This window comes from Aquitalea pelogenes, assembly GCF_041914625.1.
GTDB lineage: Bacteria > Pseudomonadota > Gammaproteobacteria > Burkholderiales > Chromobacteriaceae > Aquitalea > Aquitalea pelogenes.
Genome location: NZ_JAYSDA010000023.1, coordinates 1 through 14,721 on the forward strand (window position 1 = coordinate 1; position 14,721 = coordinate 14,721).

Genomic DNA, 14,721 nt, shown 5'->3' on the forward strand with positions numbered 1-14,721 from the left:
TGAGGTGGTAAGGGCTGTCCAGTGCTTCTTCAAGCTGAAAGGAATGCACGGACGGTGCGAGCTGGAAACGGGTGGGGAAGGTGAGCTGGTAGGGGTTACGCATGGGCTGGGGCCTGGGGTGGGTCAGATGGTGCTGCGCGTTGCCTGACAAGGGAGGCATTGCCAGGGTGGTAACAAGCGTTGCTGTGTTTGGTTTGCAGGTGCTGCCATGCCGTGGTGACCCTTCGTGCCGGTGGAAATGGATCGGGCATTACACCGGGCGAGCCTGTGACCGGCAATGTCTGTTCAGCCAGTTTTACCGGCCGTCCTGATCAAAAGACGTAATCATGGTGATGGGGGCGATGTCGGTGACGACGCGCAATGAGGCCAGGCAAATGCAGGGCGGGCAGATGCACGGCAGACAAGGGGGCATGTGCAGCCCTGTCCTTGCTAGTGATTGATATCAGCCGAGGGGTAATGGACTGCCGGGTGGGGGCAGCCTGAGGGCGTGGGGGCGATGTTTGTTGTGCTAGCGGGCGCTACTGCTGCCAACCGGCAAACCCAATGCCGCAGCCAGCTGGGGCAGGCCGGGGAAGATGGCAATCTGCCCGGCAAAGCAGGCGGCGGTGTCCTCATGCAGGTGTACGCCTGCCACGGCCACGCCGGCGGCGAGTCCGGCGGCAATGCCGGAGGCGCTGTCTTCCACCAGCAGGCAATCGGCAGCGGCTACGCCAAGCAGGCGTAGCGCATGGTGAATCAGCGCCGGGTCCGGCTTCCAGGCATTGACTTCATAGGCACTGATGATGGCGTCGCCAAAATAGGGTTTCAGCCCGGTGCTGTTAAGGCTGGTTTCTATCTTTTCGCGCGGGCCGTTGGAGGCTATGCAGCGCGGCAGTTGCAGTGCGGCCAGCAAATCATGCGCGCCGGGCATGGTGTCCAGTTCGCTTGCCAGCAGTGGCAGGCTTTGCTCACGGAACTGACGGCTGAACAATTCACGGTCCAGTTGCGGAAAGTGCTGGCTGATGTCGTCCAGAAAGCGCGCATAAGGCCGGCCACGGAAATGCTGCAGGATGGTGGCTTCATCCAGTGCATGGCCATGCTGTTGCAGGATGCGCCCGATCAGCCGCGCGGACAGGCTTTCGCTATCCACCAGCGTGCCATCGCAATCAAATATCACCGCCTCGATCTTAAACACCTGTCGGTCTCCTGCAAGGGTCAGTCATAGCAGCTTGTTATAACTGCTAGTGGCCGGGTCGACTACTTCTCATGGATGCAAGTCACCAGAATGGTGCGCCAGCGCATGTCCGGCACAGGGCAATGATGATGGCACAGCCCGGACGGCGCTGCATACAACAAGGAGGAGACGAAACATGAAACTTTCAACACGGCTGGGGCTGATTGTGGGGCTGGCGGCAGCGGGCGGGCTGTTGCTGGCCGTCATGGGCCTGCTGTCGCTGCGCAGCACCATGCTGGAACAACGCCATGAAGCCATTCGTACCGTGCTGACGCTGGCGGCGCAGCAGGTAAAGCACTTTCAGCAGCTGGAGCAGGGCGGGCAGCTGAGCCGTGCCGAGGCACAGCGCCGTGCCATCGATGCCTTGCGCAGCATGCGCTACCAGAAAAGCCTGTATCTGTGGGCGCGTACCACCGGTGCGCTGGGTCTGGTATTGCCCGGTGACAAGGGCGTGGGGCAGGTGGATTTCGGCAAGCAGCTGCCAGATGGCCGGCATGATTTCAACCGCTATCTTGATGTGCTGGCCACGCAGGACATCGGCTTTGTCGAGCTGATGGTGGTGAAGCCCGGCGGCAGTGACGAGGTGCTGAAAATCAACGGCGTCACCCGCATTGACGGCTGGGACTGGGTGATCGGCTTTGGAGCCTGGACGGATGACATCCAGGCCGCCTTCTGGCAGGCGGCGCTGCGCTACATGCTGACCGGGCTGTTGTTGTTTGTCGCCATTGGTGCGGTGGCGGTGTGGATGGCGCGCAAGATTTACCGCGCACTGGGCGGCGAGCCGGAACTGGCGGCCCGGCTGGCTGGGGAGATAGCCGATGGCAAGCTGAACCAGTCACTGGATGCAACTGCCCCTGCGGGTAGCCTGATGGCCTCCATCGCGCTGATGCAGGGCAATCTGCGCGGGCTGATTGGCGGCATACAGGCCAATGCCAGTCAGGTGGGGCAGCTGTCGCATCATCTGGCCATGCAGATGGCGCAGATCAACGACGCCTCGCGCCTGAGTTCCGCTGCCATTGCTTCCAGTGCTGCGGCCATCGAGCAACTGGCGGTCAGTGTCGACCATATCTCTCAGGGCGCGCGGGAAACCGAGGACAATTCCGGCCGGGCCGCCACGCTGGCCGAGCGTGGCGCGGCACTGGTGCTGCATGCCGGTGAAGAAATCAGCCGTGCTGCCAGCCAGGTGAATGATGCTTCGCGGCTGATTGGCTCGCTGGAACAGCGTACTGATCAGATTGGCGATATTGCCAGCGTGATTCGCGATATTGCCGACCAGACCAATCTGTTGGCGCTTAACGCCGCCATCGAGGCCGCCCGCGCGGGCGAGCAGGGCCGTGGCTTTGCCGTGGTGGCGGACGAAGTGCGCAAGCTGGCCGAGCGCACCAGCACCGCCACCGCGCAGATAGCCAGCACGGTACAGGCGGTGCATGCGGATACCGCTGCCGTGGTGCAGGGCATGCAGGCCATGGCACCGCAGGTGGCAATGGGGTGCAGATGGCGGCTCAGGCCGGGGATGCGCTGCAGCAGATCAACAGCGCATCGGCCCAGGCGCTGGACAAGGTGCGCAGCATTGCCACTGCCACCACCGAGCAAAGCCAGGCCAGCAATAGCGTGGCGCAGAATATCGAGCAGATATCCGGCCGCATGGAGGAGTCCAGCCACGTGGTGGCACAGGCATGCGAGCATGTGGCACGGCTGGAGCAACTGACCGAAGCCTTGCACCAGTCGGTTGCCCGTTTCCAGGTGTGACCGCTTCCGGGACGGGCAAGGCGCAGGCAGGGCGGCTTGCTGGTCAAATTGAACTGTGTTCAAATCCGGAACCACTCAGCAAGGAGAAACGACATGGCAGGCAGTATGGAGCGTTCGCTGGCAATCCTGGAATTGCTGGCCCGTAATGGCGGGCAACTGCCGCTGCATGTCATTGCCGACACCCTCAACATGCCGCGCAGTGGTGCGCACCGGCTGCTGGCCATGCTGATCGAGCAAGGCTATGTGCGCCAGCATGCAGAGAAGGGCGAATACCAGCTATCGCTCAAGCTGGTTTCGCTGGGGCTGATCTACCTGTCCACCAGCGGCGTGGCTGATGTGTCGCAACCCATTCTGGAAAACCTGGCGCGCAGCTCGGGCGAGCTGGCGCGGCTGGGCATCATCGAAAACGAGTTGATCACCTTTGTGGCCAAGGCGCAGGGCGCACGCTCCGGCCTGCGCTACGACCCGGACATGGGCAGCAACCCGCCGCTGTTCTGCACCGCCAGCGGCCCGGCCTGGCTCTCCCGGCTGGACGATGAACAGGCCTTGCAGATTGTCGCCCGGCAGGGCTTTGGCAATGGCCACGACTACGGCCCCAATGCGCCGCGCACCATTGCCGCCTTCCTCGAGGTGCTGCATGCCACCCGCAAGCGTGGCCATGCAGTGGCGGTGGACAGCTACGAACCGGGCATGACCTCGCTGGCCGCGCCCATCATCAACCCGCTCAACCAGAAGGTGGTGGGCGTGGTGACACTGGCCGGCCCCACCAGCCGCATTCCGGCCGAACGCCTGCCGGAGCTGGGCAGCCTGTTGCAGGATGCCGCACGCGAACTGGGTGAAGCCTCGCTGGGCTCGTTGTACTTCAAGTCCTGATTTGCGCTGTTTTTCCATACATGGCCCGCTTGTCGGGCCATTGCCATTCATGGGCTCGATGTATAGCAAAGTGTTATATCTGATAGAGCGATAGTGCTCTTTTTTAATGCATGGCGCGGGAACACAATCCTCGCATGCAAACCTCTATCCCGACTCTGTTCATGCGTGGCGGTACCTCACGCGGGCCCTTCTTCCTGGCAGACGACCTGCCGCAGGATCAGGCATTGCGCGACCGTGTGCTGCTCGCTGTCATGGGCTCTCCCGACCGCCGCCAGATTGACGGCCTGGGTGGAGCACACCCGCTGACCAGCAAGGTCGGCATCATTTCCCGCGGGAGTCAGCCCGGCGTGGACCTGGACTTCCTGTTTGCCCAGTTGCAGCCGGACAAGGACACGGTGGATACCACGCCCAACTGCGGCAACATGCTGGCAGCGGTGGTGCCTTTTGCGCTGGAGCGCGGCCTGGTGACGGCGCAGGGTGAAACCAGCACCTTCCGCGTGCTCACCCTCAATACCGGCATGCAGTGTGACGTGACGGTACAAACGCCGGGCGGCCAGATGCGCTACGACGGCGAAGCCCGCATCGACGGCGTGCCCGGCAGCGCCTCGCCCATCACCATCAACTTTCTGGATACCGCCGGTTCGGTGTGCTCCGGCCTGTTGCCCACCGGCAAGGTGAAGGATGTGGTGCAGCTGGAAGGCGTGGGCGCGCTGGAAATCACCTGTATCGACAACGGCATGCCGCTGGTGATGCTGCGCGCTGCCGATGTTGGCCGCAGCGGTTACGAAAGCGTGGCCGAACTGAATGCCGATACCGAGCTGAAAACCCGGCTGGAAGCGCTGCGCCTGCAATGCGGCCATCTGATGGGCCTGGGCGATGTCAGCAAGAAAACCTATCCCAAGATGTGCCTGGTTGCCCCGCCGCGTGAGGGCGGCAGCATCAGCACCCGTTGTTTCATCCCCCACGTCTGCCACGACGCCATCGGCGTGCTGGCGGCAGTGACGGTCGGCACCGCCTGCGTGCTGGAAGGCTCGGTCACCCAGGGCATCGCACAGATGCAGGCCGGCCTGCGTCATCTGGTGTCGGTGGAACACCCCACCGGCGAATTCTCGGTGGACCTGGAGCTGGACCCGGCAAACCCGCAAAACGTCATCCGCGCAGCGCTGCTGCGCACCGCACGGCTCATCATGCGCGGAGAGGTCATGATTCCCTCCGCCATCTGGAAAGGACAGCAAGCATGATCATCGACATCCACGGCCACTACACCACCGCCCCCAAGGCGCTGGAAGACTGGCGCAAACGCCAGATCGACAACCTCTCCACCCCGGAACTGGGCCCCAAACCGTCCGAGTTGAAGATCTCCGACGACGAGCTGCGCGACACCATCGAGAGCAACCAGCTGCACCTGATGAAGCAGCGCGGCTCCGACCTCACCATCTTCAGCCCGCGCGCCAGCTTCATGGCCCACCACATCGGGGACTTCAACACGTCCTCCACCTGGGCGGCCATCTGCAACGAGCTGTGCTACCGCGTCAGCCAGCTGTTTCCCGACAATTTCATCGGCGCGGCCATGCTGCCGCAGTCGCCCGGTGTCGATCCGGCCACCTCCATCCCGGAGCTGGAACGCTGCATCAAGGACTACGGCTTTGTCGGCATCAACCTCAACCCGGACCCGTCCGGCGGCCACTGGACCAGCCCGCCGCTGTCCGACCGCCACTGGTACCCCATCTACGAAAAAATGGTGGAGTACGACATCCCGGCCATGGTGCATGTGTCCACCAGCTGTAACTGTGCCTTCCACACCACCGGCGCGCACTACCTGAACGCCGACACCACCGCCTTCATGCAATGCCTGACCTCCGACCTGTTTACGGACTTCCCCACGCTGCGCTTTGTCATCCCGCACGGTGGCGGTGCAGTGCCGTACCACTGGGGCCGCTTCCGCGGGCTGGCGCAGGAAATGAAAAAGCCGCTGCTCAAGGACCACCTGCTCAACAACATCTTCTTTGACACCTGCGTCTACCACCAGCCGGGCATCGACCTGCTGACCCGTGTCATTCCGGTGGACAACGTGTTGTTTGCCAGCGAAATGATCGGCGCGGTACGCGGCATCGACCCGGAAACCGGCCACTACTACGACGACACCAAGCGCTACATCGAAGCGGCAGCGCTGACGGATGCCGAGCGGCAGCAAATCTTTGAAGGCAATGCCCGTCGGGTGTATCCGCGACTGGATGCCGCCCTGAAAGCCCGCGGCTTGTAAGTCGGTCAGCCCAGAAAACAGAACAGGAAAGACAACACCATGTACGAACTCGGAGTGGTATACCGCAACATCACCCGCGCCGACCGCGCTGCTGCCGATGCTCTGGCAGCGCTGGGCTCGGCCACCGTGCACGAAGCCATGGGCCGCGTCGGCCTGCTCAAGCCCTATATGCGCCCCATCTACCCGGGCAAGCAGGTGTCCGGCACCGCCGTCACCGTGTTACTGCAACCAGGCGACAACTGGATGCTGCACGTGGCGGCAGAACAGATTCAGCCCGGTGACATCGTGGTGGCAGGCGTCACCTCGGAATGTACCGACGGCTACTTTGGCGACCTGCTGGCCACCAGCTTCCAGGCACGCGGTGCACGGGCGCTGATCATCGACGCCGGTGTGCGCGACGTCAAAACCCTGCAGGAAATGGACTTCCCGGTATGGAGCCGCGCCATCAGCAGCAAAGGCACCATCAAGGCCACGCTGGGCTCGGTGAATATTCCCGTTGTCTGCGCCGGCATGCTGGTGCATCCGGGCGATGTGATTGTGGCGGACGACGACGGCGTGGTGTGCGTACCGGCTGCCCGTGCGGTGGAAACCCTGGCGGCGGCGCAAAAGCGCGAGTCGTTTGAAGGCGAGAAACGCACCAGGCTGGCTTCCGGCGTGCTGGGTCTGGACATGTATGCAATGCGCGAGCCACTGGCCAAGGCCGGTCTGCGTTATATCGACTGAGGACGACAGCATGAGCAAACCCGTAAGTGGCGACTTCAGCAAGACCGCAGGCTGGCTGGACTGGTTTGACGGCCCGGCCAAACCGGCCTTCACCCTGCCGGCTGGCGCGGTGGATGCCCACTGTCACGTATTTGGCCCGGGGGCGGAATTCCCCTATGCGCCGGAACGCAAATACACCCCGTGTGATGCCAGCAAGGCTGATCTGTTTGCCCTGCGCGACCATCTGGGCTTTGCCCGCAATGTGATTGTGCAGGCCACCTGCCACGGTGCCGACAACCGCGCCATGGTGGATGCCTGCCGTGCCAGCAAGGGCAAGGCGCGTGGCGTGGCCACCGTCAGGCGCGCAGTAACGGATGAAGAGCTGCAAAGCCTGCACGAGGCCGGTGTGCGCGGCGTGCGTTTCAACTTCGTCAAGCGGCTGGTGGATTTCACCCCCAAGGACGAGCTGATGGAAATTGCCAGCCGCATTGCCAAGCTGGGCTGGCATATCGTGGTGTATTTCGAGGCGCAGGACCTGCCGGAGCTGTGGGACTTCTTCACCAACCTGCCCACCACCGTGGTGGTGGACCACATGGGCCGGCCGGATGTCAGCCTGCCGGTGGACGGGCCGCAGTTTGAATTGTTCGTGAAACTGATGCGCGAACATGACAATATCTGGTCCAAGGTCAGCTGCCCGGAACGCCTGAGCGTGACCGGCCCCAAAGCGCTGGATGGCGAACGCCATGCCTACCACGACGTGATTCCGTTTGCCCGCAAACTGGTGGAAACCTTCCCCGACCGCGTGCTGTGGGGTACCGACTGGCCACACCCCAATCTGAAAGACCATATGCCGGACGACGGCCTGCTGGTGGATTTCATCCCCCATATCGCGCCGACGCCGCAATTGCAGCAACAGCTGCTGGTCACCAACCCCATGCGCCTGTACTGGCCGGAAGAATGCTGAGGAGCCTGCATGGCACTGGACAAACCGTATAAAGACGTGCCCGGCACCATCATTTTCGATGCCGAGCAAAGCCGCCTGGGCTACTGGCTGAACCAGTTCTGCACCAGCCTGATGAAGGCGGAAAACCGCGCCCGCTTTCTGGCCGACGAACGGGCTTATCTCGATGAATGGGCCATGACCGAAGAGCAAAAGCAGGCGGTGATGGCGCGCGACCTCAACCGCTGCATGGCGCTTGGCGGCAATATCTACTTCCTGGCGCGCATTGGTGCCACCGACGGCAAGAGCTTCCAGCAGATGGCCGGCTCCATGACCGGCATGAGCGAAGAGGAATACCGCAACATGATGCTGGCCGGTGGCCGTTCGGTGGAAGGCAACCGTTACATCGGTGAAGACGGCGACGCCCAGCCGCACCGCCAGCCGCAAGGCGCTGCTGGTAAAAAGGAAAGCAACTGATATGGCACGCATTACCGCATCCGTTTATACCTCCCACGTGCCGGCCATCGGTGTGGCCATGGACCTGCACAAGACGCAGGAAGACTACTGGAAGCCGCTGTTTGCCGGTTATGACTTCTCCAGGCAATGGATGAAGGACAACAAGCCGGACGTGATTTTCCTGGTGTACAACGACCACGCCACCGCCTTCAGCCTGGACATGATTCCCACCTTCGCCATTGGCACGGCTGCCGAGTACAAACCGGCCGACGAAGGCTGGGGCGCACGCCCGGTGCCGGTGGTGAAGGGGCATCCGGCGCTGGCCAGCCATATTGCGCAAAGCGTGATCCAGCAGGATTTCGACCTCACCATCGTCAACAAGATGGACGTGGACCACGGCCTCACCGTGCCGCTGTCGCTGATGTGCGGCGAGCTGGACCCGGTGAAGGACGCCTGGCCCTGCCCGGTGATTCCGTTTGCCGTCAACGTGGTGCAGTACCCGGTGCCGTCCGGCCAGCGCTGCTTTGCGCTGGGTCAGGCCATCCGCAAGGCGGTGGAGAGCTTTGACGAAGACCTCAATGTGCATATCTGGGGCACCGGCGGCATGAGCCATCAGTTGCAGGGTGCACGCGCCGGGCTGATCAACCGCGAGTGGGACAACAACTGGCTGGACCTGATGATCAACGACCCGGTGGCCTGCGCCCAGGTGCCGCATATCGACTATGTGCGTGAAGCCGGCAGCGAAGGTATCGAACTGGTGATGTGGCTGATTGCCCGCGGCGCGATGGCCGACGTGAACAACGGGGAGCGCAGTGGCCCGCTGCCGCAGGTGACGCACCGTTTCTATCATGTCCCGGCTTCCAATACCGCCGTGGGTCACGCCATTCTGGAAAACAAGGAATAAGGAATCCCTGTCATGACAATCAAAGTAGCACTGGCTGGCGCAGGCGCGTTCGGCATCAAGCATCTGGACGGCATCAAGAACATTGCCGATGTGGAAGTGGTATCGCTGATTGGCCGCGACCTGGCCAAAACCCGCGAAGTGGCGGACAAATACGGCGTGGCCCATGTCACGGATGACCTGAACGAAACCCTGGCCATCAAGGAAGTGGACGCTGTCATCCTGTGTACGCCCACCCAGATGCACGCCGGGCAAACCGCAGCCTGCCTCAAGGCTGGCAAGCACGTGCAGGTGGAAATTCCGCTGGCCGACACCCTGGCCGGTGCCGAAGCCGCCGCCGCGCTGCAACAGGAAACCGGCCTGGTGGCCATGTGCGGCCACACCCGCCGCTTCAACCCCAGCCACCAGTGGGTGCACAAGAAGATCACGGCAGGCGAGTTCAACATCCAGCAGATGGATGTGCAGACCTACTTCTTCCGCCGCACCAACATGAACGCGCTGGGCCAGCCGCGCAGCTGGACCGACCACCTGCTGTGGCACCACGCTGCCCACACCGTGGACCTGTTCGCCTATCAGGCTGGCAGCCCCATCGTGAAGGCCAACGCTATCCAGGGCCCGATCCACCCCACCCTGGGCATCGCCATGGACATGTCCATCCAGCTGAAGGCGGCCAACGGTGCCATCTGCACGCTCAGCCTGTCCTTCAACAACGACGGCCCGCTGGGGACTTTCTTCCGCTATATCGGCGACACCGGCACCTATATTGCCCGCTACGACGATCTGGTGAACGGCAAGGAAGAGAAGATCGACGTATCGCATGTGGCCGTATCGATGAACGGCATCGAACTGCAGGACCGCGAATTCTTTGCCGCCATCCGCGAAGGCCGCGAACCCAACTCCAGCCTGAGTCAGGTGTTGCCGTGCTATCAGGTGCTGCACGCGCTGGAGCAGCAGCTGGTGTGAGGCGCAGCTGACAAAAAGCTGCACCCCAGGGAAACTTCGCTTTTTTCTTGGCAGCTCTTGATTTGATTAGTTTCTTTTGAAATATCGTTTGAAATCCCTTTGTAAGCGACCCTCCTGAACAAGGCAGTCCGGTTCACCAGAACCGGCTGACCTTGTCTTTTTCTTGCAGGGTCCCCGTCAGACAGTGCAAGGACAGTTCCATGAAACAGCGACAGCTTGGCCCGTTTACCGTTTCTGCCATCGGCCTTGGCTGCATGAATCTCAGTCACGCTTATGGCGTGCCACCGTCTGCCGAGCAGGGCGGCCAGGTATTGCTGGCGGCGCTGGATGCAGGCGTCACCCTGTTTGATACCGCCGCGCTGTACGGCTTTGGTGCCAATGAAGAGCTGGTGGGTCGTGTATTGAAGCCGCATCGCCAGCAGATTGTGCTCACCAGCAAGTGCGGCATGACCGGGGTGGAAGGCAAACGGGTGATAGACGGCCGGCCGGACACCCTGCGCCAGACCTGCGAGGACAGCCTGCGCCGTCTGCAAACCGATGTGATTGACCTCTACTACTTGCACCGCTGGGACCGCCAGGTGCCGATTGAGGATTCGGTTGGTGCGCTGGCTGATCTGGTGGCCGCGGGCAAGATCCGCAGCATCGGCCTGTCCGAGGTTTCTGCTGCCACGCTGGCCCGCGCGCAGGCGGTGCACCCGATTGCCGCAGTACAGAGCGAATACTCCTTGTGGACGCGCAATCCGGAAATTGCGCTGCTGGATGCCTGCCGCGAGCAACAAGTGGCGCTGGTGGCCTTCAGCCCGCTGGGCCGTGGCTTCCTGGCGGGCGGCGTGCGCGACCCGTCCGGTTTTGCCGCCAACGACATCCGCCGCGCCATGCCGCGCTTTCAGGCCGAGCACTTTAGACGCAACCTGCGCCTCTTGGATGCATTGCAGGGGCTGGCCACCGAAACCGGCTTTACCCTGGCCCAGCTGGCCATGGGCTGGCTGCTGGCGCAAAGCGAGCAGGTGATTCCGATTCCGGGCACCAGCAATGTGGTACATCTGCAGGAAAACCTGTCGGCCGACACGGTGACGCTGGACATGGAAGTGCTGACCCGTCTGGACGCCATCGTCAATGAAAACACCGTGAGCGGTGCACGCTACAACGCCGCCACCCAGCAGGAAATCGACACCGAAGAATTTGGCGTTTCTGTTCAGTCAGCCTGATAGCCGGACAGGAGATGACCACACCATTGCTTCCATCTGGGGTGTGAACCCATGCCGACGGGGTGTTCCTGTCGGCCTTTTTTTGCCTGTAAAGCAGTGGCTAACGCTGTATCGCCTTCTTCAACTTCTTCAGCTGACAGGGCAGGGGCAAAAAAGAACCCGGCACAAGGCCGGGTGCTCAGCGAAGGAGGAGAAATGCTGACAACAGTGTGTGGTTTTGAGACCTGCCGGCCCGGCTGACAGCGTGTGCCAGCCAGCGGGGCGGCTTGCGGTCGGTCCTCAGGCAACCGGTTCCAGCAACATCACACCGGCAGCGGTGTTGGAAATCGGCAGATGGTAGGTGTTTTGCAGTGCGCGCACATCACCCTTGATGGTGGCGCGGGCAGCAAGCCACATCAGCAGCTCGATGCCTTGCGAGCCGGTATGCTCCACCAGTTGCTCCACCGTGTACTGGGTGGCCCACTTGGGCTTGTCCACCAGGCTTTGCATGAATTGCAGGTCGAAGGGCTTGTTGATGAAACCGGCGCGTTCGCCATCCAGCTGGTGCGACAGGCCGCCGGTGCCGATCACCACCACGCGGGTGTCGGAATCCCAGGCAGCAATGGCTTCGCCAATGGCCTCGCCCAGCTTGTAGCAGCGGCTGGCCGACGGAATGGGGAACTGCACGGTGTTGATGCACACCGGCACCACCTTGATCGGGCAGGCGCCTTCTTGCGGCCACAGCAGTTTCAAGGGCAGGGTGAAGGCATGGTCCACCAGCATTTCCTGACAGGTGGTGAGGTCGAATTCCTTGTTCACCAGCTGATTGATGAGGTGCCAGGACAGCTCGGTGTCACCAGTAAACGGCGGCAGGGTGGGAATGCCCCAGCCTTCGTCGGCATTGCGGTATTCCGGCGCAGCACCAACCGAGAAGGTGGGCATCTTGTCCAGGAAGAAATTCAGGCCATGGTCGTTGTACACCACCACGGCGACATCGGGTTTTACTTCATCCAGCCAGCGATGGATGGGCGGGAAGGCGTCAAAGAACGGCTTCCAGTACGGTTCGTTCTGCAGATTGCCGGCAATGGCACGGCCGATGGCCGGAACGTGGGAGGTAACGATGCTGCCTACGATTTTTGCCATGATTATTGTCCCGCGTTCAGGAGTTTCTGTTTGAATTCGTCTTTGCTCATGCCGGTTTGCTGGGCACCGATGTCCTGCACGTCCAGGCCGAAGATGCCGGCAAACTTGGCCAGATAGTAAACATTGCCGCCAGCGGCAATCAGTTGCAGCACATTGCGGCTTTGTACCGCAGCCAGTTGCGGCGCGGTCAGGCCGAAGCGGGCGCAGTAGGCGGCTTCGTCGGCCTTGAAAGCGTCGCGGTTGGCCTTGTCGTTGAAGGAAAAGCACATCTTGTTGAGGGCATAACCCTTCTGCGCCTGAATGTCGTCAAACAGGGTGGTTCCCGGAATGGAAACGCGTTGTTGCTCCGCCATCACTTGTTCTCCCTTGTTGATTCTGGTGAGTTCAGTGTCCCTGTTTGCGGTATGGAGATAAATGCGGTAAACCGGATGGCATACATGAAAAATTTCGATCATTTGCAGCTGGATGGCCGGCTGCTGCAATTACTGCTGACGGTGATGGAAGAACGCTCGGTCACCCGTGCGGCAGAGCGGCTGGACATGACCCAGTCCGCAGTCAGCCATGCGCTGGACAAGCTGCGGCTGATTGTGGACGACCCGCTGTTTGTGAAGTCCGGCCGTGGCATCTCGCCCACGGTACGGGCCGAGGCGCTGGCCCAGCATGCGCGCAGCCTGCTGGAAGACATGCGCCGCTTTGTCAGTGCCGCCAGTTTTGATCCGGCCCGTTTGCAGCGCACCATCAGCATTGCCGCCAACGATTTGCAACGGGATTTGCTGCTGCCGCGCCTGCTGAACCTGTTGCAGGCCGAAGCGCCGGGCGTGTCGCTAAGGGTGTTGCCTTCCGGCATCCCCACGGTGGAGATGCTGCGCAGCGACGAATGTGATCTGGTGATTACCCCGCGCCCGCCGGATGGCAGCGACATCGTGCAAAAGCGGCTGTTTGCCGATCACTACCGGGTGTTTTACGACGCAGGCTGCCGCGCGGCACCGGCCAGTCTGGACGACTATCTGGCGGCCGTACATGTCACGGTGGGCTATACGCCACCGCGCATGCTGGATATTGATGATTTTCTGGCCGGGCAGGGGGTAAGGCGGCGCATTACTGCCTGGCTGCCCGGTTTTGCCGGTATCGCGCCCTTTGTGCAGGGCAGTGCCCGGCTGGCTACTTTGCCGGGCTTGCTGGCCAGCAATCTGCTGGCGGGGCTGGCCAGTTGCGCGCCGCCGCTTCCTTGCCCGGACATGCCGATGTATCTGGTATGGCACCAGCGCCATCGCCACGATCCGTTGCACATCTGGCTGCGCCAGCGGCTGGAACAGGTGACGCAGCAGGCGCTGGCGGCACAGCTGCCGGGCTGATACTTCTTTCTGGAATGACTCAGCGCGGCTAACAAAATCGCGCCGACGCCGACCGTACATAAAAGCAGGGCCAGGAGGCGCAACCCAGCAGCAGGGCTTTTGTCAGCCGCGCTTAGCAGCCGCTGTCCTGCAGGCGCTGGCTGACGGTGCGGCACAGCCAGTCCACCGAACGGGCGGCGCGGCTGGCCACGCTGTGCGCGTCCTGGGTGAGGAATTCGTCATTGGCCACTTCAAAGGCGTAATTGCCCTGATAACCGGCCATTTCCAGCCGCACCAGCATGTCCACCACTGCCATGCTGTGCACGCCTTCGCCGGGGAAGGAGCGCTGGTGACGCGAGATGTGCACCATTTCTTCCAGCAGCGGCAGGTAGTCGCTCATGGCATCGGACAACTGCACCAGAAACAGCTTGTGCATGGGGATGCGGTACAGGTCGTCCAGCGGAATGCCACGGGCAAACAGGTGGAAACTGTCCAACACCAGGCCCACGTTCTGCCGGTTCACCATTTCCACCACCTGCCATGCCGCGTGGTAGTCGTGCACATAACGGCCCCAGGCCAGCGGCTCGAAGCCGATGCGGATGCCCAGGGGCGTGGCCAGCGTGGACAGCAGGCGCAGATGGGCGGCGGTGGTTTCCAGGTCGCCCACCGCATTGGGCGAGGTGGTGGCCGATACCACCAGCAGTTCGGCCCCCACCTGCTGCATCATGCGCATCATGGTTTTGGCCAGGTCTATCTTGTATTCCAGAAAACGGCCGCTCATGCCTTCGAAGTCGCGCAGCGCCTCGAAGCCGATCACCTTCATGCCGCTGTGGCGCACCGTACGCACGGTTTGTGCCAGGCCGCCTTCCTGTTCGTTCATCAGGTCCTGCGCCCACAGCGTGAGGCGGGAGAAACCGGCGGCGGACATGGCCTGCAGCTTGTCTTGCAGCTTGCCCTGCAAGGGGGCGGTATCAATGGCAAAGCGGCTGGCGTCCAT

Annotated in this window: 15 protein-coding genes; 11 read left to right on the top strand and 4 right to left on the bottom strand. The window is 62.2% G+C overall.

Annotated features, from left to right (window positions below):
- Positions 1 to 508: 508 nt before the first annotated feature.
- Complete coding sequence (locus tag ACE3SE_RS16265) at positions 509 to 1,174, bottom strand: HAD-IA family hydrolase (protein WP_374556798.1); 666 nt, start codon at positions 1,172 to 1,174, stop codon at positions 509 to 511.
- A gap of 175 nt (positions 1,175 to 1,349) precedes the next feature.
- On the opposite strand from ACE3SE_RS16265, the gene ACE3SE_RS16270 reads away from it, so the two are divergent.
- The 10 genes from ACE3SE_RS16270 (at position 1,350) to ACE3SE_RS16315 (ending at position 11,268) form a co-directional block, all read left to right on the top strand.
- On the top strand, positions 1,350 to 2,921 hold the full coding sequence (locus ACE3SE_RS16270; RefSeq protein ID WP_374556799.1) for a methyl-accepting chemotaxis protein: 1,572 nt from the start codon (positions 1,350 to 1,352) through the stop codon (positions 2,919 to 2,921).
- A 134-nt stretch (positions 2,922 to 3,055) separates the two neighbouring features.
- Positions 3,056 to 3,835 (top strand): IclR family transcriptional regulator, encoded by a 780-nt coding sequence (locus ACE3SE_RS16275; protein WP_045844901.1) that lies wholly within the window; start codon positions 3,056 to 3,058, stop codon positions 3,833 to 3,835.
- 134 nt (positions 3,836 to 3,969) lie between these two features.
- Positions 3,970 to 5,076, top strand: a complete 1,107-nt coding sequence (locus tag ACE3SE_RS16280) for a 4-oxalomesaconate tautomerase (RefSeq protein WP_374556801.1) — start codon at positions 3,970 to 3,972, stop codon at positions 5,074 to 5,076.
- Positions 5,073 to 6,098 carry an amidohydrolase family protein gene (locus ACE3SE_RS16285; protein WP_374556803.1) on the top strand — a complete coding sequence of 342 codons (1,026 nt, stop codon included), beginning with the start codon at positions 5,073 to 5,075 and terminating at the stop codon, positions 6,096 to 6,098. Before ACE3SE_RS16280 ends, ACE3SE_RS16285 begins: the two co-directional genes overlap by 4 nt.
- A gap of 39 nt (positions 6,099 to 6,137) precedes the next feature.
- The gene (gene ligK, locus ACE3SE_RS16290; protein ID WP_062791132.1) at positions 6,138 to 6,821 is read left to right on the top strand and encodes a 4-carboxy-4-hydroxy-2-oxoadipate aldolase/oxaloacetate decarboxylase; all 684 of its coding nucleotides are present in this window, start codon (positions 6,138 to 6,140) and stop codon (positions 6,819 to 6,821) included.
- Between the two features lie 10 nt (positions 6,822 to 6,831).
- Positions 6,832 to 7,764: an amidohydrolase family protein gene (locus tag ACE3SE_RS16295; RefSeq protein WP_045844904.1), complete on the top strand. Its 933-nt coding sequence runs from the start codon at positions 6,832 to 6,834 to the stop codon at positions 7,762 to 7,764.
- Between the two features lie 9 nt (positions 7,765 to 7,773).
- Entirely contained in the window at positions 7,774 to 8,217 is a 444-nt protein-coding gene (gene ligA / locus ACE3SE_RS16300) for a protocatechuate 4,5-dioxygenase subunit alpha (RefSeq protein WP_374556806.1), read from the top strand.
- A 1-nt stretch (position 8,218) separates the two neighbouring features.
- On the top strand, positions 8,219 to 9,100 hold the full coding sequence (locus tag ACE3SE_RS16305) for a class III extradiol dioxygenase subunit beta (protein ID WP_374556808.1): 882 nt from the start codon (positions 8,219 to 8,221) through the stop codon (positions 9,098 to 9,100).
- Positions 9,101 to 9,112: 12 nt separating this feature from the next.
- The gene (locus tag ACE3SE_RS16310) at positions 9,113 to 10,060 is read left to right on the top strand and encodes a Gfo/Idh/MocA family oxidoreductase (protein WP_374556810.1); all 948 of its coding nucleotides are present in this window, start codon (positions 9,113 to 9,115) and stop codon (positions 10,058 to 10,060) included.
- A gap of 200 nt (positions 10,061 to 10,260) precedes the next feature.
- Positions 10,261 to 11,268 (top strand): aldo/keto reductase, encoded by a 1,008-nt coding sequence (locus tag ACE3SE_RS16315; RefSeq protein WP_374556812.1) that lies wholly within the window; start codon positions 10,261 to 10,263, stop codon positions 11,266 to 11,268.
- 279 nt (positions 11,269 to 11,547) lie between these two features.
- Here the strand turns inward: ACE3SE_RS16315 and ACE3SE_RS16320 are convergent, their stop codons facing one another.
- Together ACE3SE_RS16320 and ACE3SE_RS16325 are read right to left on the bottom strand one after the other, a co-directional pair.
- Positions 11,548 to 12,390: a class III extradiol dioxygenase family protein gene (locus ACE3SE_RS16320; RefSeq protein ID WP_374556814.1), complete on the bottom strand. Its 843-nt coding sequence runs from the start codon at positions 12,388 to 12,390 to the stop codon at positions 11,548 to 11,550.
- 2 nt (positions 12,391 to 12,392) lie between these two features.
- The gene (locus ACE3SE_RS16325; protein ID WP_045844910.1) at positions 12,393 to 12,743 is read right to left on the bottom strand and encodes a protocatechuate 4,5-dioxygenase subunit alpha; all 351 of its coding nucleotides are present in this window, start codon (positions 12,741 to 12,743) and stop codon (positions 12,393 to 12,395) included.
- 84 nt (positions 12,744 to 12,827) lie between these two features.
- On the opposite strand from ACE3SE_RS16325, the gene ACE3SE_RS16330 reads away from it, so the two are divergent.
- Positions 12,828 to 13,745, top strand: coding sequence for a LysR family transcriptional regulator (locus tag ACE3SE_RS16330; protein WP_374556816.1), 918 nt, complete (start codon positions 12,828 to 12,830; stop codon positions 13,743 to 13,745).
- 112 nt (positions 13,746 to 13,857) lie between these two features.
- On the opposite strand, the gene ACE3SE_RS16335 is transcribed toward ACE3SE_RS16330, so the two are convergent.
- A complete protein-coding gene (locus ACE3SE_RS16335; protein ID WP_062791126.1) occupies positions 13,858 to 14,721 on the bottom strand; it encodes a sugar phosphate isomerase/epimerase family protein in 864 nt (287 codons plus the stop codon).